The 17,917-nt window shown below is 56.3% G+C and carries 14 protein-coding genes and 1 pseudogene; 4 read left to right on the plus strand and 11 right to left on the minus strand.

All coding sequences use genetic code 11. The annotated features are described in order from the left end of the window. Positions 1–34 precede the first annotated feature (34 nt). The 4 genes from ACQG1Y_RS00270 to ACQG1Y_RS00285 form a co-directional block, all read right to left on the minus strand. Positions 35–1,399, minus strand: a complete 1,365-nt coding sequence (locus ACQG1Y_RS00270) for an efflux transporter outer membrane subunit (protein WP_058688747.1) — start codon at positions 1,397–1,399, stop codon at positions 35–37. Continuing rightward, positions 1,399–4,509: an efflux RND transporter permease subunit gene (locus ACQG1Y_RS00275; protein WP_017383666.1), complete on the minus strand. Its 3,111-nt coding sequence runs from the start codon at positions 4,507–4,509 to the stop codon at positions 1,399–1,401. Before ACQG1Y_RS00275 ends, ACQG1Y_RS00270 begins: the two co-directional genes overlap by 1 nt. Continuing rightward, the gene (locus tag ACQG1Y_RS00280) at positions 4,509–5,630 is read right to left on the minus strand and encodes an efflux RND transporter periplasmic adaptor subunit (RefSeq protein ID WP_017383665.1); all 1,122 of its coding nucleotides are present in this window, start codon (positions 5,628–5,630) and stop codon (positions 4,509–4,511) included. Before ACQG1Y_RS00280 ends, ACQG1Y_RS00275 begins: the two co-directional genes overlap by 1 nt. Before the next feature lie 147 nt (positions 5,631–5,777). Further along, the gene (locus ACQG1Y_RS00285) at positions 5,778–6,347 is read right to left on the minus strand and encodes a TetR/AcrR family transcriptional regulator (RefSeq protein WP_032620543.1); all 570 of its coding nucleotides are present in this window, start codon (positions 6,345–6,347) and stop codon (positions 5,778–5,780) included. Between the two features lie 185 nt (positions 6,348–6,532). Here ACQG1Y_RS00285 and ACQG1Y_RS00290 point away from each other — a divergent pair, with 185 nt between their 5' ends. Then, positions 6,533–6,952 (plus strand): GNAT family N-acetyltransferase, encoded by a 420-nt coding sequence (locus tag ACQG1Y_RS00290; protein WP_032646705.1) that lies wholly within the window; start codon positions 6,533–6,535, stop codon positions 6,950–6,952. Here ACQG1Y_RS00290 and ACQG1Y_RS00295 read toward each other — a convergent pair. After that, on the minus strand, positions 6,949–7,596 hold the full coding sequence (locus ACQG1Y_RS00295; RefSeq protein ID WP_017383663.1) for a TetR/AcrR family transcriptional regulator: 648 nt from the start codon (positions 7,594–7,596) through the stop codon (positions 6,949–6,951). The genes ACQG1Y_RS00290 and ACQG1Y_RS00295 overlap by 4 nt on opposite strands. 78 nt (positions 7,597–7,674) lie before the next feature. Between ACQG1Y_RS00295 and ACQG1Y_RS00300 the strand changes: the two genes are divergently transcribed. Next, entirely contained in the window at positions 7,675–9,174 is a 1,500-nt protein-coding gene (locus ACQG1Y_RS00300; protein WP_015570095.1) for an MDR family MFS transporter, read from the plus strand. A gap of 229 nt (positions 9,175–9,403) precedes the next feature. Then, the gene (gene nlpA / locus ACQG1Y_RS00305; RefSeq protein ID WP_020480549.1) at positions 9,404–10,204 is read left to right on the plus strand and encodes a lipoprotein NlpA; all 801 of its coding nucleotides are present in this window, start codon (positions 9,404–9,406) and stop codon (positions 10,202–10,204) included. Between the two features lie 33 nt (positions 10,205–10,237). On the opposite strand, the gene ACQG1Y_RS00310 is transcribed toward nlpA, so the two are convergent. Then, complete coding sequence (locus tag ACQG1Y_RS00310) at positions 10,238–10,918, minus strand: EAL domain-containing protein (protein WP_015570094.1); 681 nt, start codon at positions 10,916–10,918, stop codon at positions 10,238–10,240. 75 nt (positions 10,919–10,993) lie between these two features. Then, a complete protein-coding gene (locus tag ACQG1Y_RS00315; protein WP_015570093.1) occupies positions 10,994–11,614 on the minus strand; it encodes a LuxR C-terminal-related transcriptional regulator in 621 nt (206 codons plus the stop codon). 569 nt (positions 11,615–12,183) lie between these two features. Here ACQG1Y_RS00315 and ACQG1Y_RS00320 point away from each other — a divergent pair. Beyond that, a complete protein-coding gene (locus ACQG1Y_RS00320) occupies positions 12,184–12,819 on the plus strand; it encodes a LuxR C-terminal-related transcriptional regulator (protein WP_015570092.1) in 636 nt (211 codons plus the stop codon). A 6-nt stretch (positions 12,820–12,825) separates the two neighbouring features. Here the strand turns inward: ACQG1Y_RS00320 and ACQG1Y_RS00325 are convergent, their stop codons facing one another. The 4 genes and pseudogenes from ACQG1Y_RS00325 to ACQG1Y_RS00340 all read right to left on the minus strand — a co-directional run bounded on the left by ACQG1Y_RS00325 (position 12,826) and on the right by ACQG1Y_RS00340 (position 17,743). Further along, a complete protein-coding gene (locus tag ACQG1Y_RS00325; RefSeq protein ID WP_032103777.1) occupies positions 12,826–13,890 on the minus strand; it encodes a fimbrial protein in 1,065 nt (354 codons plus the stop codon). 15 nt (positions 13,891–13,905) lie between these two features. Further along, positions 13,906–16,398: pseudogene (locus ACQG1Y_RS00330) on the minus strand (fimbria/pilus outer membrane usher protein). A 15-nt stretch (positions 16,399–16,413) separates the two neighbouring features. Next, positions 16,414–17,106, minus strand: a complete 693-nt coding sequence (locus ACQG1Y_RS00335; RefSeq protein WP_015570089.1) for a fimbrial biogenesis chaperone — start codon at positions 17,104–17,106, stop codon at positions 16,414–16,416. Between the two features lie 52 nt (positions 17,107–17,158). Beyond that, positions 17,159–17,743: a fimbrial protein gene (locus ACQG1Y_RS00340; protein WP_017383657.1), complete on the minus strand. Its 585-nt coding sequence runs from the start codon at positions 17,741–17,743 to the stop codon at positions 17,159–17,161. Between the last annotated feature and the right edge of the window lie 174 nt (positions 17,744–17,917).

Raw genomic sequence — 17,917 nt, forward strand, 5'->3', positions numbered from 1 at the left:
TGGCCGGGCAACGTTGCGCCGCCCGGCAGTGATGTTACTGAATCCCGCCGCCCAGCGACTGCCACAGCGTGATGCGGTTTTCCAGGTCGGTTTGCTGCAAGGCAATCAGTGATTCCTGCGCCGACCACAGCGACCGCTGCGCGGTGAGCACCGTCAGATAATCGCCCGCGCCAGCCTTGTAACTGCGCGTCGCCACATCCAGCGTTTTTTGCTCCGCCGCCACGTATTCACGCTGGGCATCAAGCTGTTCACTCAACGTTTCGCGCCGGGCCAGCGCGTCGGCCACGTCCTTGAACGCGCTCTGGATGGTTTTCTCATAGGTCGCAATTAACCCTTTTTTCTCGGCTTCCGCATAGCGCAGCTGCGCCATATTGTTGCCGCCGCTGAACAGCGGCAGGGTGATGGAAGGTGCAAACGACCAGACCTTCATCCCGTGGCTGAACAGGGACGACAGCGAATCGCTGCCGACGCCCGCGCTGGCGGTGAGCGAGATGGTCGGGAAGAAGTTGGCGCGCGCCGCGCCGATGTTGGCGTTGGCGCTCAGCAGGTTATGTTCCGCCTCCTGAATGTCCGGACGACGCAGCAGCGCGCTGGAGCTGACGCCCGCCGGGATCAGCGTGATGGCGTTGTCGCTCAGGCTCTCCAGCGTGCCGGGTAGCAGGTTATCGGGCACCGTATCGCCCGCCAGCAGGTTGAGAGCGTTTTTGTCCTGCATCACCAGCGTCTGGTAGCTCGCCACGCTGGCGCGCGCCTGCTGGTAAACCGCCATCGCTTCACTGACGTCCGTTGCCGCTGCCACGCCCACTTCCTGCTGGCGCTTCACAATCTTGAGCGAGTTTGCGGCGCTCTCCAGGGTGGACTTCGCCAGCGCCAGATTGCTGTTATCCGCCGCCAGCGTCACCCAGGCCGTGGTCAGCTCGCTGACCATCGTCAGGCGCGTGTTCTGCGCGGTGAATTCGCTGGCAAGCCAGGTTTCACGCGCGGCACGCGACAGGCTCTGGTTGCGGCCAAACAGATCCAGTTCGAAGCTGGAGACCGCGCCGTTGGCTTCGTCACTTGTCGCGACGCCGCTCGCCAGCGTGCGGCTGCGGGTGTGGCTCAGTTCCGCGTCCACCGTCGGGAACAGGGACGAGCGCGTTTCGCCATACTGGGCACGGGCGGCGTCGATATCCGCAATCGCTTTTTGCACGTCGCGGTTGCTGTTGAGCGCCATCGTCACCACGCTTTTCAACCGCGCATCATTCATCACCTGCTGCCACTGGCTCACCACGGCGTTGGCTTCGCCATGGGCGCCCGGCAACGTCGCCGGGACGGGGGCGTCCGGGCGCTGATACGTGGGATCTAATGACACACAGCCCGCGCTCAGCAGCGCTAACGTTAATACGGTTACACGAAACATTATGACCTCCGGTTTGCGTGCTTACCGGAGAACAGACGTTTCACCAGTACAAAGAATAAAGGAACAAAGAAGATGGCCAGCAGCGTCGCGGCCAGCGTCCCGCCGATAATACCGGTACCGATCGCCACGCGGCTGTTGGCCCCGGCGCCGGTGGCAATCGCCAGCGGCGTCACGCCTGCGATAAACGCCAGCGAGGTCATGATGATCGGACGCAGACGCGTCTGGGCGGCCCGCAGGGCGGCGCGCGTCAGGGAGTAGCCTTCGGCCACTTTGGCTTCGGCAAACTCGACAATCAGAATGGCGTTCTTCGACGACAGACCGATGGTGGTCAGCAGCGCCACCTGGAAATAGACGTCGTTGTTCAGGCCGCGCAGGGAGGCGGCAACCGCCGCACCCAGCACCCCTAGCGGGATCACCATGATGACCGAAATCGGCACCGACCAGCTCTCATACAGCGCCGCCAGGCACAGGAACACCACCAGGATCGAGAGGGCATAGAGGCTCATTGCCTGACCGCTCGCCAGTTTTTCCTGCAACGACAAACCGCTCCATGCCCAGGTGCTGCCGGACGGCAGGTTATTCGCCAGCTGCTCCATTTTGCTCATCGCCGTACCGGAGCTGGCACCGCTGGCGTTTTCGCCCTGAATCTCATACGCCGCCGAGCCGTTGTAGCGCACCAGGCTTTCCGGGCCATACTCCCAGCGGGTGGTGGCGAAGGCGGAGAACGGGGTCATGGTGCTGTCGCTGCCGCGCACATACCATTTGTTAAGATCCGATGGCACCGCGCGATAGTCGCTGTCGCCCTGGATGTAGACCTTTTTCACGCGGCCACGGTCAATGAAGTCGTTCACGTAGGTGCCGCCCCAGGCGCTGGAGAGGGTGTCGGTAACATCGCTCAGGGAGAGCCCCAGCGACACGGCTTTGTTGTTATCAATATCCACCTGAAGCTGCGGCATCTGCGGCAGATCGTTGGCGCGCACGGCGTGCAGCGAGTTGTCCTGGTTGGCTTCGCCAATCAGCTGGTTACGCAGTTTCAGCAGCGCGTCGCGGTCGGTGCCGCCGCTGGCCATCAGCTCAAAGGTAAAGCCGTTGCTCTGGCCTAAACCATCCACCGCCGGGGGCGTCATGGCGAAAATTGTGGCATCCCGAATGGTGCTCAGCTCCTGCGTGGCGCGCAGGGCAATGGCCTGGGCGGTATTCTCATCGCCTTTGCGCTCTGACCAGTTTTTCAGGGAGACGAACGCCATCCCGGCGTTCTGGCCGCTGCCGCTGAAGCTGAAGCCTTCAATGGTGAAGATCACGTCGGTATTGGCTTTCTCTTTGGTGAGGAACCACTCGCGTACCTGGCGGCTTACCTCGGCGGTACGCACCGCGGTTGCGCCGGCGGGCAGGGTGTACTGCACCATGATTTCACCCTGGTCTTCGGTTGGCAGGAAGCTGCCCGGCAGTTTTAGCATGGCGAACCCCATCGCGCCGCAGAGCAGGGCGTAGATCACCAGCATGCCACCGGAACGGCGCAGGGCGCGCAGCACCTTGTTCTGATAGCCGTGCTCGGTCTTACTGTAGAAGCGGTTAAACGCGCCGAAGAAGCCCTTTTTGTGCGGAGCGGTGTGATTCAGGATCGAGCCGCACAGCGCGGGCGTCAGGGTCAGCGCCACCACCACGGAGAGGAACATCGCCGAAATAATGGTGACCGAGAACTGACGGTAAATCACCCCGGTGGAGCCGCCGAAAAAGGCCATCGGCAGGAATACCGCAGAGAGCACCAGCGCAATGGCGATCAGCGCGCCGGAAATTTCGCCCATCGATTTTTCGGTCGCTTCCCGGGCGGGCAGCCCTTCGTCGCGCATAATACGCTCGACGTTTTCCACCACCACGATGGCGTCATCCACCAAAAGCCCTATAGCCAGCACCATCGCAAACAGCGTCAGGGTGTTGATGGAGTAACCGAACAGCGCCAGCACGCCGAAGGTGCCCAGCAGCACCACCGGCACCGCCAGCGCCGGGATCAGCGTCGCGCGGATGTTTTGCAGGAACAGGTACATCACCACCACCACGAGGATAATGGCTTCGAACAGCGTCTGAATCACGTCCTCAACGGAGATCTTGATGAACTCGGTGCTGTCTTTCGGGTAGGCCACGTCGTAGCCTTCCGGCATCGACTTTTTGAACTCGGCAATCTTGTCTTTTACCGCCGTGGCGGTGTTAAGCGCGTTGGCGCCCGGTGAGAGCATCACCGCCATACCCGCCGCCGGGTGGCCGTTCAGCTTCGCGGTGGCGGTGTAATCTTCGCTGCCCATCTCCACGCGCGCGACATCGCTGATGCGCACCACCGCACCGTTGGACTGGCTCTTGACGATGATCTTTTTGAACTCATCGACCGTTTGCAGACGCGACTGAGCGCGGACGGTGGCGGTCAGCTGTTGGGCGTTCGACGAGGGCAGCGCGCCGATTTTACCGGCGGAAACCTGCACGTTCTGCGCTTCAATCGCGCTCTGCACGTCGGAGGGCATCAGCGAGTACGACGCCAGCTTCGCCGGGTCGAGCCAGATGCGCATCGCGTATTCTGCACCGAACACCTGTAGGCTACCGACGCCATCCACGCGCGCCAGCGGATCCTGCATATTACTCACCAGCCAGTCGGCGATATCCGAGCTGCTGGCGGTGTCGGTTTTGTCATATACGCCCATGATCAGCAGGAAGTTGCTCTGGGATTTTTCGACGGTGATCCCGGACTGCTGCACCTCGGTCGGCAGGCGCGATTCCGCCTGCTGGACTTTGTTCTGCACCTGTACCTGAGCGGTGTCCGGATCGGTTCCCTGTTCAAACGTGACGTTAATACTCACCGACCCGTCCGAGCTGCTGGTGGAGGTGAAGTAGAGCAGGTTATCCAGCCCGGTGAGCTGCTGCTCGATCACCTGCGTCACGCTGTTTTCCAGCGTCTGTGCGGAGGCACCGGTATAGGTGGCGGAGATTTTGATCGACGGCGGAGCCACGTCCGGGTACTGCGCAACGGGCAGCGTGCGGATCGCCAGCATTCCGGCGAGCATGATGAGAATGGCGATAACCCAGGCAAAGACCGGGCGACGCACGAAGAAACGGGAAAACATCAGGCGTTTCCTCCGTTGGTTTTCATCTCTTCAGCTTTCACTTCCTGCCCGGCGGTGACTTTATCGGTGCCTTCCACAATCAGCTTATCGCCCGCCTTCAAACCGCTCAGCACCAGCCATTTGTCGCCGTAGGTGTCGCCCGTCTCCAGCTGACGCTGTTCGACCTTGTTGCTGGCGTTCACCACCAGCGCGGTGGCGGTGCCTTTGGCGTCGCGGGTGATGCCCTGCTGCGGGGCGAGGATCGCGTCATTCATGATGCCTTCATCCACTCTGGCGCGGACGAACATGCCCGGCAGAAGCTGATGCTGCGGGTTCGGGAAGACGGCGCGCAGGGTGACTGAGCCGGTAGACTCATCCACCGCCACTTCGGTCAGCGCCAGGCGGCCTTTTTCGCTGTAGCTGCTGCCGTCTTCGAGAATCAACGACACGTTCAGCGTATCGCTGTTGCTGGCGAGGGTTTGCTTGCGTAAACGCAGCAGATCGGCGCTGGAACGGGTTAAATCGACGTACATACTGTCCAGCCCGCGAATGGTGGCCAGCGCGGTATCCTGCTGGGCGGTCACCAGCGCGCCGGGGGTCACAGAGGAGATGCCGATACGTCCGGCAATCGGCGCGGTGACGGTGGTCCAGTTGAGGTTAATGCGGGCGCTTTCCAGCGCGGCTTTCTTTGACTCGACGCTGGCCTTGTCCTGCGCGCAGGTGGACTTCGCGTCTTCCGCATCCTGACGTGATACGCCGTCGTCCTTCACCAGCTGCGCATAACGCCGGGCTTTCTGGCAGTCGGCCTGCACCAGCGCCTGCGCCTGTTTCAGTGCGGCGGCGGCTTCATCATACGCGGCGCGGTAGCTGGAAGGATCGATCTGATACAGCGCCTGCCCGGCCTTGACCGTATCGCCTTCGGTGAACAGGCGCTTCTGGATAATGCCACCTACCTGGGGGCGCACTTCGGCGCTCATTGCGGCGGCGGTGCGGCCGGTCAGCTCGCTGACGACGGACACCGGCTGGCTCATGAGGGTGACAATCCCCACTTCCGGAAGAGGACGTTGAGGAGCAGATGTTTGCGCATTATCGCACCCTGTCAGGAGGAGTAATGCCGCGATGGAGGTTGTTATGGTTTTCATAATCTTTTTCCAGGGTGAACGAAGCCTGCCCTGTTAATCGCTTAACAGGGAGGAGGGCTAATTAAAAGCACAGCGATCCCGCATCTCTGGCTGAGCCAGAAATGAAAAAAGGGAAATTACTTATTTCCGCTAATTATTCACATGCGATTACTTCGCAGAGAAAATCATATTTAAAATATTCTGGTATATAGGCTCTAATTGTTCTGATGGTACTTTTAAAGGCGTGAGTCGACGGTAAATCGTGCCTTCGATCATCACGGCGGTAATCTCCACGCAGCAGCGAATATGCTCATCGCTCAGGTGAGGGAACTGCTTTTTCAGATGCGCGCAGGCGTTGGCGAACATGCGGGCTTCGGCTTCGATCAGCATGTTTGCCACCAGCGGATTGCGCGTGGCCTCTGCGGACATTTCGAGCATCAGCGCGTCATCGTCTTCGTTAAGCGTCTGGCGCCAGGCAAGCGCCTGCGGCATCCCTTCAACCAGGGTTTTGCCCTGCATCTCTTCAATACGTGAGTCGATAATGCGCCGGATCATCTCTTCAATAATCGCGTCTTTGTTACTGAAATAGCGATAGATTTGTCCGACGCTGAGCCTGGCTTCGCTGGCGATCTGCGACATGCTGGCAGCGTGAAATCCACTGGCGCGAAAGCAGCGGCGCGCGGCGGTAATGATTTCGTCCTGGCGCAGTTTTTGTCGTTCTTCCAGCTTTGTACTCATTGTCGGCTACCGTAAAAAGTGAGAATGATCGTTCTCATTATACGTTTTCGGAGACTATTGGAAAGGCTTTTTTTATTTACATATTGAATGAATATTTCCAGGTATAAACAATGGAGAAAATAAGGAGTTTTTATGAAGGTTAAGCTGTGAGATATTCAGATTGCGCTGAAAATAAGGAGAGAATTATGCATCTGAGCATTACAGATAATGTCACAGCCGAAGAAAAAGAAGAATTATTAACGGGGCTAAGAGCCTATAACGCGCAGTTTTTAGATTTGCCGTCGTTTGGCGGCGATATTGGCGTATATATGCGAGACGACAATGGCGTCATGCTGGGCGGGTTAATCGGCGTACGGAAAGGCGACTGGCTGAACATCGACTATCTGTGGGTCAGCGACAGCGTGCGGGGAACGGGCGTGGGAAGCCAGCTTATCAAAACGGCTGAAGAGGAGGCCCGTCGCAAAGGCTGTCGTCACGCGCTGGTGGATACGGTCAGCTTCCAGGCGCGCCCGTTCTATGAAAAGCAGGGTTATCAGGTGCAGATGTCCTTGCAGGATTACCCTTATCAGGGAATGCAGAGACACTATCTGACCAAACATCTTTAACCGCCGATCCCGGTGCCAATCACGGCTAACACGTGGCGCACCACGATCTCCGGTGAGAGGGCGCTTAGCCTCTCGTCATTGCGCATGCGGGAGAACGGCACCAGCACCAGGCTCAGCAGCGTTGTGAACAGCAGTTCGGGGGCCAGCGCCGGATTCAGCTTTCCTTCCTGCTGCCAGCCTTTGATGGTTGCCAGCGTGGTGTGATATTTCTCATCGCCAAAGCGTGCCTGCAAATGGGTGCGCAGTACCGGCATCTCGCCAATCACCTCCTGCATCCACAGCGGGGCAAACCAGCGATACTTTTCCGCCAGTTCGGCCAGCACCCTGACCATTTCCGTCAGGGCATCCACCGGCGAATCCCGGTTGTCGGCGAAAATCGCCCCGATCCGCTCGCGTAACGGCAGGAAGCGCTCCTCAATCATCGCATCCAGCAACTGTTCTCTGGAGTTGAAGTAGTAGTGCAGCATGGCGGGCGTCACGCCTGCTTCGCGGGCGATGGCGTTCAACGACGTATTGGCGATCCCCTGGCGGGAAAAGAGGTTCAGGGCGATATCCAGCAGCTGTTCACGGCTGGCGGTAACGCGCTTGCCGCCGCGTGGCCGACCGGGGCGGCGGGGTTCAGAATTGTCCTTTTGTGCTGGCATGGTCACCGTATCTCTTGATCTTATTCATCACTTCCACAAATATTAATTATACGATTAATTAATTTCAAGTGATGTCTTATGGAGTCCGACGTAATGACTCAACCTGCGAAAAAGGCGCCGTCGATTAAGCTGCTGTTCAGCGCACTCCTGCTGGTGATGCTGCTCTCGGCGCTGGATCAGACCATTGTCTCCACCGCGCTGCCGACCATCGTCGGTGAGCTGGGCGGGCTGGATAAGCTCTCGTGGGTGGTAACGGCCTATATCCTCAGTTCGACCATCGTGGTGCCGCTGTACGGCAAATTCGGCGATCTGTTTGGCCGAAAAATCGTTCTGCAAATCGCGATTGTGCTGTTTCTTGTAGGGTCCGCGCTGTGCGGTCTGGCGCAGAACATGACCCAGCTGGTGCTGATGCGCGCCCTGCAAGGGCTGGGGGGCGGCGGTCTGATGGTGATCAGCATGGCTGCCGTGGCGGACGTGATCCCGCCTGCCGATCGGGGTCGCTATCAGGGGTTGTTTGGCGGCGTGTTTGGCCTGGCGACGGTGATAGGGCCGCTGATCGGCGGGTTTATCGTTCAGCACGCATCCTGGCGCTGGATTTTCTACATCAACCTGCCGCTGGGGCTGTTTGCCCTGCTGGTGATTGGCGCGGTTTTCCACGGCAGCGCGCGGCGCAGCAAGCATGAGATTGACTACCTGGGGGCGATTTACCTCAGCATGGCGTTGCTGTGCATCATTCTGTTTACCACCGAGGGCGGGACGATCCGCCAATGGAGCGACCCGCAGCTGTGGTGCATTCTGGCCTTCGGCCTGACGGGGATCGCCGGGTTTATCTACGAAGAGCGGCTGGCGTGGGAGCCGATTATCCCGCTGTCGCTCTTCCGCGACCGCAGCTTCCTGCTCTGTAGCCTGATCGGTTTTATTATCGGCATGTCGCTGTTTGGCTCCGTCACTTTCCTGCCGCTCTATTTACAGGTGGTAAAAGACGCCACGCCGACGCAGGCCGGTTTGCAGCTGATCCCCCTGATGGGGGGGCTATTGCTCACCTCCATTATCAGCGGGCGCATCATCAGCCGTACCGGGAAATATCGTCTGTTCCCGATCCTCGGCACGCTGCTCGGCGTGGTGGGGATGGTGTTACTGACGCGCATTTCAATCACCTCCCCAACCTGGCAGCTGTACCTGTTTACCGGCGTGCTGGGCATGGGGCTGGGACTGGTGATGCAGGTGCTGGTGCTGGCGGTGCAGAACAGCGTGTCAGCCGATCAATACGGCGTCGCGACGTCTGGGGTGACGCTGTTCCGTTCCATTGGCGGGGCGATTGGCGTTGCGCTGTTTGGCGCGGTGTTCACCCATATTCTGCAATCAGGCCTGATCGACAGGCTGCCGGAAGGGGCGGAACTGCCGCGCGAACTTAATCCCGTTGCCATACACCATCTGCCTGATGCCCTGCGTCTGGACTATCTGGATGCGTTCGGCTCGGCGATCCATGCGGTATTCATGCTGGCGGCGGGGATTATGGTGCTGGCGTTTGTGCTGTCGTGGTTTTTGCGCGAAGCGCCGCTGCGTCGGCAGGCGTGAGGGAAGCGGTTCTGCTTGCGCCTGGACTACCGTAGCCTGATGCCCATCGCCCGGTGGCGCTACGCTTACCGGGCCTACACTTCGCCCGTTACGTAGGCCGGGTAAGCGCAGCGCCACCCGGCAACAGGCCGCATATAACTTAACCGTCTTACTGATTCCTTTTCGTTTTTTAGCCTGCCGTCTCGTTGTCGATATAGTCTTCAAAACGTCTATCAAAAGGAACTGTCTCGTGAAACTTCGATTGGGTGCGCTTCTCCTGACTGGCCTGCTGCTCGCGGGCTGTGATCAGGGCGGCAATGATGCCAGACACATTAAAGTCGGCGTGATCAATGGCGCTGAGCAGGACGTGGCGGAAGTCGCCAAAAAGGTGGCAAAGGAGAAATACGGTCTGGATGTTGAGCTGGTGGGCTTTAGCGGCTCGCTGCTACCCAACGATGCCACCAACCAGGGCGAACTGGATGCCAACGTCTTCCAGCATCGCCCGTTCCTCGCAGAAGATAACAAGGCGCACAATTACAAGCTGGTCGCCGTGGCCAATACCTTCGTCTTCCCGATGGCGGGTTACTCCCGAAAGATTAAATCGGTCTCTGAGCTGAAGGACGGCGCAACCATTGCGATTCCAAACGATCCCACCAACCTTGGCCGCGCGCTGTTGCTGCTGCAAAAAGAGAAGCTGATTACCCTTAAACCGGATGTTGGGCTGCTGCCAACGGCGCTGGATATTACCGCGAACCCGAAAAACTTACAGATTATGGAGCTGGAAGGGGCGCAGCTGCCGCGCGTGCTGGACGATCCGAAAGTGGATGTGGCCATCATCAGTACCACCTATCTCCAGCAAACGGGGCTTTCTCCGGTACACGACAGCGTCTTTATCGAAGACAAAAACTCACCCTACGTGAATATTGTGGTCACGCGTGAAGAGAACAAAGACGCCGAAAACGTGAAGGAATTTATCCAGTCCTATCAGTCGCCGGAAGTGGCGAAAGCGGCGGAGACCATTTTTAACGGTGGCGCGGTGCCGGGCTGGTAAGCCCCGGTAAAAAGGCCAGCGCTCCGCTGGCCGTCAAAGCGTTACGCGGGCATCGGTTCGGCTTTCGGGCCACAGAAAACCCTGACCAGACTGTGCGCCGGACGCGCGGGCGCGCGCCAGATCCCGCGAGTTTTCGATGCCTTCTATAAGAATTGATTGCGCGATACCTGCCCTGACCTCCTGTACAAACGGGGCAAGCGGCGCGCGCTCGCGCAGCGCTGAGCGGTCAATTTTCACCCCATCCAGCGGCAGCGCAAGCCGCGCGAACGCCTCCGCCAACTCCCGGGTTAAATCGTCCAGCCAGATTTGCCATCCCGCCTCTTTTAACCGAACAAGCGTGGCATGAAGGCGACGTTGCTCATCCTCGCTCAGCCGTGTGATGGTGAGGGGATCCTGAATTTCAATCGTTAACCGCTGCTGATGGCGTAACGCCAGCAACAACCGGATAGCGCGTTCGTTGAGAAGGTGTTCTGCCGGAAGGTTTAGCCAGTAAGCGTCCCGGGCGGGTATCTGTAACAGGGTGTTGGCCTGCCAGAAGAAGATTTGCAGCGCGCTGCGCGAGGGCAGCGAGGCAAACAGCACCTCAAGATTGACGTTATGGATCTCCACGAGAACTTCATGCGCGAACACCTGGCCCGAATGAAGATCGACAAGAGGCTGGAATCGCAGCCCTGAGATACGTTGCAACAGGGGAGAGGGAAGAACGGTATACATGGAACAGCCTTCAGGAAATGAAAAAAGGTTCCCGCGGACACGGGAACAAAAGGCAAACGACACACGGTCAAATTCTTAATTCAGGATCCAGCGAATGCTCTGGTAAAACGAGGGGCCACGCACGGCCTTAAGCTTGTTCATGGCGTTGTTCTTATAAAAGTAAACCAGCCTGACGTTACACCCCAGCTGACGGGCGATTTGCTTGGTTTTGAGATTACAGGAATAGCCGCGCAATACGCTGGCCTCCTCGCTGGACAACCTCGCCGGGGTGCGTAAGCGGGTCGTCATGCCTACGTTGTAACGGCCAGACTCTTGCGGCGTCTGGCTCATCAGTATTTGCCACAGCGCTTTGATATCCCCCAGGGAGACTCTTTTGCTGATGACTCCATCAACATGTTTGAATTTCAAATAGCCAGCGGATAACGAATAGATATAGATCTTCGCCGTAACTTGTTTCTGTTTAATACAGAGAATGTCGTCATTCGTCGTCACCCGGAAATGACGCGTATTCAACGGATCATAAATGATGATATCAAAGAGTTGTTCACTCATAGCAAGTTCTTCGATATGGGTAAATCCATGGAAAATAACGTCGTGTTTTTCATCAGGCTCACGCTTTCCAAGCGATTGCAGGCCAATCATCGTGAATTCGCAGCTGTCAACAACGGCAACGTGAATTGTTTTTTTATTTTGCATTGGCATTCTCCTTTCGCTGAGTAAACAGTCCATATAAGAGAAAATGGCGGTTCGCACTCTCTTATTAAAAGAATAGCGAGCACTTTTTAAATAACGCGATGCGATGGCATCAATGTAAGCCAATACAAACCGTCGAGTAAAGCTGAAGCCAATTATTAGCGGAAGATAAAATTGAAAAATGGTTTTAATGGTATATGCAATTGTTTTAATCTTCTAATAATATTCATGCCAGATTTTTATTCTGTAAATGAGCGGATAATAAGCATCAGAAGGTTGATTAATGGGGTTAATCCACCGCTTTTTCAGTGATTTACTGCTGTTCCTGTAAGAAAAATTGTGATCGTGGCAGGATTATCGACAGGGCTTTATCTGCGAGGGGAAACGGCGTGCAGAATAAAATAGAATTTTTTCTATGAATTTAATGTCCTTGTTCAGATTTTTAAGCCTGAGAAGGATAAAATCCTGGCGCGAAGAGGTTGTGAGTGGTGAGTACATAAACTATTATCATTTTCCTCCGGTCACGAGAATTTAGAAAAGACATGAATAATACTGAACGTATCGTAAGGGTAATGGTGTTTTACAAAATAAATATATTTAAAGAGATAATATTCCGGGCGCTCCAGGATCTTTTACCCGATTACGTACTGAACATTACTCAGGTCGATTCCACAGAACAGGCGCTGGCGGCGGTGGCGGATAATAACGTGGATGTTTTCTTCACTGAATTTAATTATCTGCTTAATCATAAAGAGTGGAGTGCGGAGGTCAGCAGCCGTTTTACATCTTTATGTAAAACCCATCACGTCAGGCGTGTTCTGTTGGTGCCCGAGCTGCCTTACGGGCTGTTAAAAAAAGTTCTGGAGATGAAATTTGAATTAACCATCAGTCAGCAGGATGAATTGACTGAACTGAAAAAGGAATTACCCGCGTTGCTCATGGCGGACGGGCAAAAACCGTCGATCTCTTCGTGGCTCAGGCGGGTAATGCGGTCCGGCTCCCGGGCGCGTTCCATCCTCTCGGCCAGAGAGTGGGAGGTGCTTCATCTTATCGTGGAAGGATTTTCAACGACGGAGATTGCCCGTCATCGAAACCGTTCGGTCAGTACCATTGCGACACAGAAACACAATGCAATGAAAAAGCTGAATCTTTCCAACCACAGCGAACTGATTAAGTATGTGCAAGCGGTTGGAAAGATGGAGGAATAGTTCACATCAGGGATAGATAATATTCAGCGTAGCCGATGTATTGATCTTACCCTGGCTCACCTGGGCGGGCGCCCACACGTAATAGTACGCCGCCATCGGAAGGGTGAAATGTTCGTCCAGCGCCGCGCCAGCCGCCACGCTGAAAATCATCGTGGCGTTGCCACGGCTGGTGGTTGAGGTAGAGAAGGTCACCGGCGTTTGCGGGGCGTCACGTTTTATCAGGCGGAGCCCCACGCCCTGCGCCGCGCTACTGCTGCTGTCGATCAGCACCGAGCTGTCGGTTGAGAGCAGCTGCGTGCTGGACAGAAACATCTCAATTGCCCGATCGGAATTGCCATTAACCCCGACGTTCTGACAGCTCATGTTCAGTGAAAAAGGCGTCAGCCCCGGCTGTGAGGATGCACTGAGCTGGGGAATGCCGAGCGTCGGCAGCGCCACGGTCAGCCCCGCATTATCAAAGGAACAGGTAGTCAGTTTCGGCGCGTATTTGATGATCATCGGTTGACCAAACATATCTCGGTTGTCGTAAGGCCACTTGAACCCGCTGAATAACCACTGCGCTATCTTGATGACCTGATTGATTGGCCAGGTGATGATTTCCCAGATGGATAACCCGCTCATGTCGCTGACGAACAGAACGTCGCTCATGTTCGCCGTATCCCCCGTCAGGGTGGTACCGCTCTGGTTAACGAGGGTGAAGCGAACCGTAAACGGTGTGTTCAGCTCAGACGCCGTATGGCTACCGCTGGCAGACAGGGTTTTATTGGCCGGGGGATCGGTGATCTCCGCCCGCACCATATACTTGTTATTGCTGAACCCGAGGATGGTCGCGTATTTGCTGTCGGTCGAGAGGATCGGCGTGTAAGAAAATTCACTGTTACCCGTCGTACAGTTGAACGAGCCGCTGTACTGGGTGCTGAAGCTGCCGGTCCATGTGGGCGTGGCCGGGCTCAGCTTATCCGATAAATCAATGGTAATCGGTGTGCCATAAACGATGCTGCTGCCGGAGCAGGTGGCATAGCTCATCCCGCTAATGCTGGTGAGGAGCAGGAACATGAATGATCGTAACATTTTGATAATCCGTAATTAATGGCAAACCGATGAGGGGCTGTTCAGCCCCCAGGCCGGGGAGGAGATTTCGCACTTTCCGCTGCGGAGATGCACGTTGAGCGCGCGTGGCGGCTGTTCAGCACGGATATACAGTACGCTGGCCTGGCCGACATACCCGACAGATCCACCGTGTTCATCCAGCACTTCGGTGCCAAACGGCAGCGGTTTACCGTCGGTGCGCGTCGCATGAAGTACCCATGACTGGCGCTTATCGGTTTCGAAGCGGATATAACTCACCGCCCCGTCGTAAGGAGCCACGTTAGCCATATTGCCGATCACCTCCGCGCCAGCGCTGTTTTCCGTTTCGGTTAACGTAATGGCGTTTTTGCGATACGGGGTGGCGTAAGGCACCAGCGCCACGCCATCGCGGTTCGTCATAATGCTTTCATCGCCGTTCACCATCAGTCCCTCCGCCTTTGGCGCATCGACGATAGTCATGGTTGTGCCGGTTTCGTTTGAGGCGAGAACGTGCCACGGGTAGGCCACCAGGCTTCCGCGCCCGCTGAGCCCGGTCTGGCGGTAGTCGGAGGATTCGCTGTAAGAGCCACCGAGTGTCGCGAAGTTCGAACGGTACGCGGCGTTAACGCTTGCCGCATTTTTACCCCCACGCGCATTACTGCCGGAGAGGGTATAGCTCAGGCGGTTCGACGCCAGCGCGTTCCCGCTCATGCTGATATTGCTCTGTTCGTAATGCGAATCGCTGGCCGTCAGGCTGGAGGTGATCCACGCATTATTATCAAACAGCGAGAACGGCAGGCTGAGGGAGAGGTAAAGGCGCGTCTCTTCTTCACTGTCCCTGTTCCGTACCCGGCTGGCCGACAGGGTATAGCTGGCGCGACCGATGGCGTTGGAATAGCCCATCTGATATTCGCGCGTGGTTTGCTGTGAGTTCCAGTAATCGCGCTGTGTGCCGGAGACAAACACCGTGCCCCAGTTATTGAGCAGGCGCTGATTAAGGTTAAGCGTAAAGGTATTCTTGGGCTGCGCCGCGCGCAGGGCGTCCCAGGTGCTTAGCGACATGTCGGGCGCAACGCCAAACCGATCTTCATAGTCGTCGTACTGCGCTCTCAGGCGCTGATACCCTTCGCGCGAATAGAGCGCGTCGCTGAAGCTGTAATAGCCTTTAGTGGAATAGCGATAGGCCGCCAGGGTGAAGTTGGTGGCGGTGGTATCGATAAATTTGCTGTACGACACGCGATAACTCTGACCGCTGCTGGTGCGATCCTGTAGGGTGGTTTTGGCGTGGGTGACATCAAACGAAACCGCGCCAAAAGGAAGGTTCCACCCGGTACCGACAAGCCCGGCCTGGTAGTTATCGCTAATAATCGTCCCGGTATACCCGGTGATGAGGTTATTAAACCCGTAGCGCAGCGTGGCCTGCATGAATGCGGGTTCGGCATCGAGCGTGTTCTGATGCACTTTACCCGCCACTACGCTGTACTGGCTCACCCCTTCTTTTAGCATCCCGGGCACGGCGGAAAACGGCACCGTGAAGGACTGCTGTGAACCGTCCGCTTCACGCACCACCACCAGCAAATCGCCCGCGGACCCGGTAGGCTGAATGCTGTCGAGGGTAAACTGGCCCGGCGGCACGTTCTCCTGATAGATCACGTTGCCATTCTGGATAACTTTCACCAGGGCGTTCGTCCTTGCCACGCCGTGAACCACCGGTGAAAAACCCTGCTGTGAATTTGGGCGCATCTTCATATCCGACGCCAGCTACACGCCGCGCACGCGCAGGGAATCAAACAGATCGCCAGGAATATAAAAGTCACCCAGCGTCAGGTTGGATTTCAGCGAGGCCAGGGGACGGCGCAGGTAGCGGGTATTATTCTGCCAGCTACTCTCTCCGCTGGCGGTTTTCCGCCAGGCGCTGCTGTCGCGAAACTGCCAGCCGAACAGGTTGGCGCCGGAATCCAGCCCGGCATAAAAATCATCATTTGTGTCTTTCGCAGTGCCTTTCGCGCGGGTGTTGTACCAGGTCGTGTTCCACGAGAGCATCAGCGCCGGGATCCCCTCGTCCCAGAACTGGGGGGCAATGTAACCTTCTTCAGTACGCTGCACGGCCGCCTGCGGAACGGTAAGCGCCAGACTCAGGGTGCTGGTATCGGTTTTGACTTCACCGCCCTGAACCAGATCGCGCAGCTGGACCTGCCCGTGCGCAATGGCGGGCGCAGGCACGGACGTGGTGTTGATGCCCAGCGACCGGGCATCTTTCCAGGCAAGGCGGATGTCGTCACGCTGCTCGCCGTAGATGACGGTATAACGTCCCTTCCAGCTGCCGTTTACGTAGATATCCATCTCCTGACTGCCGGCAGGCATGGCGTTGTTTTCGGAAAAGCGAGACAGATCGGACTCACCGGATGCGCCAGCAAGCAGGGAGGGATCAAACGAGACGGCCCCTGATTTATGCGAAAGCAGAAGCGTGCAGACTGCCAGCAGACAGAGTCTGTTTTGTTTCATTTTCATGGTGAGTCTTTCCGATCACTGACTGGTGAAAGTCCGGGTTTTATACGCGCCAAGATCGTCCACATACATCAGCTGGAAGGTCTGTCCGCGCTTAACCGTATTTTTGGCGGCGACCGTCAGCTGCCCAAACGGGGAAACCATCGGGGACTCCTGGAGCAATTTCGTTTTACCCAGCGAAATATTGGCGACCGTAATATGGAACGGACTGTTATTTGTAATGCGAAAGCGATCGCCGTCGGCGGCGAGCGTCAGTTTCGCCACCGCGTCATCCAGCGTGCCTTTCAGCGCAGCGGGCCGATAAAAAAGTTTGATACGGGATTTAATCGCCAGCTGAACGGTATTCTGGTTTTGCAGATTTTCAGGTCTGGGCGGAATGTCGAGGACATTCAGGAAAAAGACGGATTCGCGATCCGCAGGCAAGCTGGACGGCAGCTTTTTAATACGAAGCTGTTGACCATTATGTTCGTTAACCTTTATCACCGGCGGCGACAACAGAAACGGCACATTGGCTGTTTCCGGCGTGGAATTAATATCACCGTCATCTATCCAGGATTGTACCAGAGCCGGCGCATCGCCCGTATTCATTAACTGGACGATCACCTCTTTGTTATTTTCAGGATAAAGGACACGGGTGCCATTAATGACAATATTGGCCCATGAGTGACCCGTGCTTAGCAGTAAGCCTGCCAGCAAAATTGCCTTGCGCATGATTGCAACCTTAAATACAGGCTCTGCGAAAACAGAGCCTGAATAATCACTATTACAGGTAGGAAATGGTATACGTTACGTTGGAGCTTAACTCGCCCACGGTGGCGGCAGCGGCGTTTGTTTTATAGTAATAAACGTCCAGCGTCAGCGTTTCGGAATCTGGCGCGGTCGCTGTACCCATAATATTTGTCGTGTAAGGCTGGTTCAGGGTAATAGGCGTAGACGAACCTGGCTCCACTAACGCAAAGCCGACATTACGTGCCACGCTGGCATCGCTTTCGTTCACGCTGTTATTCAGCAGGTATTTACCGTCAGTGGAAATATTATCCGCGCTGGAGAAATAAACTTTCAGCGGGGTACCGGTCGTTCCGGCTGCTGGTGAGCAACCAGAGAATGTCAGCGCAATAGATTTTTTATTTCGGGTGATCAGGCCAACCGTGGTGCCCGCATCTTTTACCGAAATAGGGGAAAGCGCAACGGTAAAGTCCGCGCTTTTACCGCCGTTAATGGTACAGGTTGTATCGGTAATAGCGCCGGTAAAGTTAATGATACCACCCGCCGAATTGTCTGCGGCCACTGCGCTGGTAGAGGCAATAGCGGCGGCCAGCAGTGATACGGTCATGATCGATTTGAACATGATAAACTCCATGAAGATTTGTGTTATTTAAAATGAATGTTAATCGGCTACACATGTCCCTGATGTACCGGCTAGACGCATGGCGACTCGGGAGAATGCTTTGACGATATTATGTTGCACTAAAAAAGTACATAACAAAACATTATTCCAACAACTTCTAAAGTTTAAGATTAT

The organism is Enterobacter cloacae complex sp. 397G4 (assembly GCF_050031515.1).
Taxonomy (GTDB): domain Bacteria; phylum Pseudomonadota; class Gammaproteobacteria; order Enterobacterales; family Enterobacteriaceae; genus Enterobacter; species Enterobacter hormaechei_C.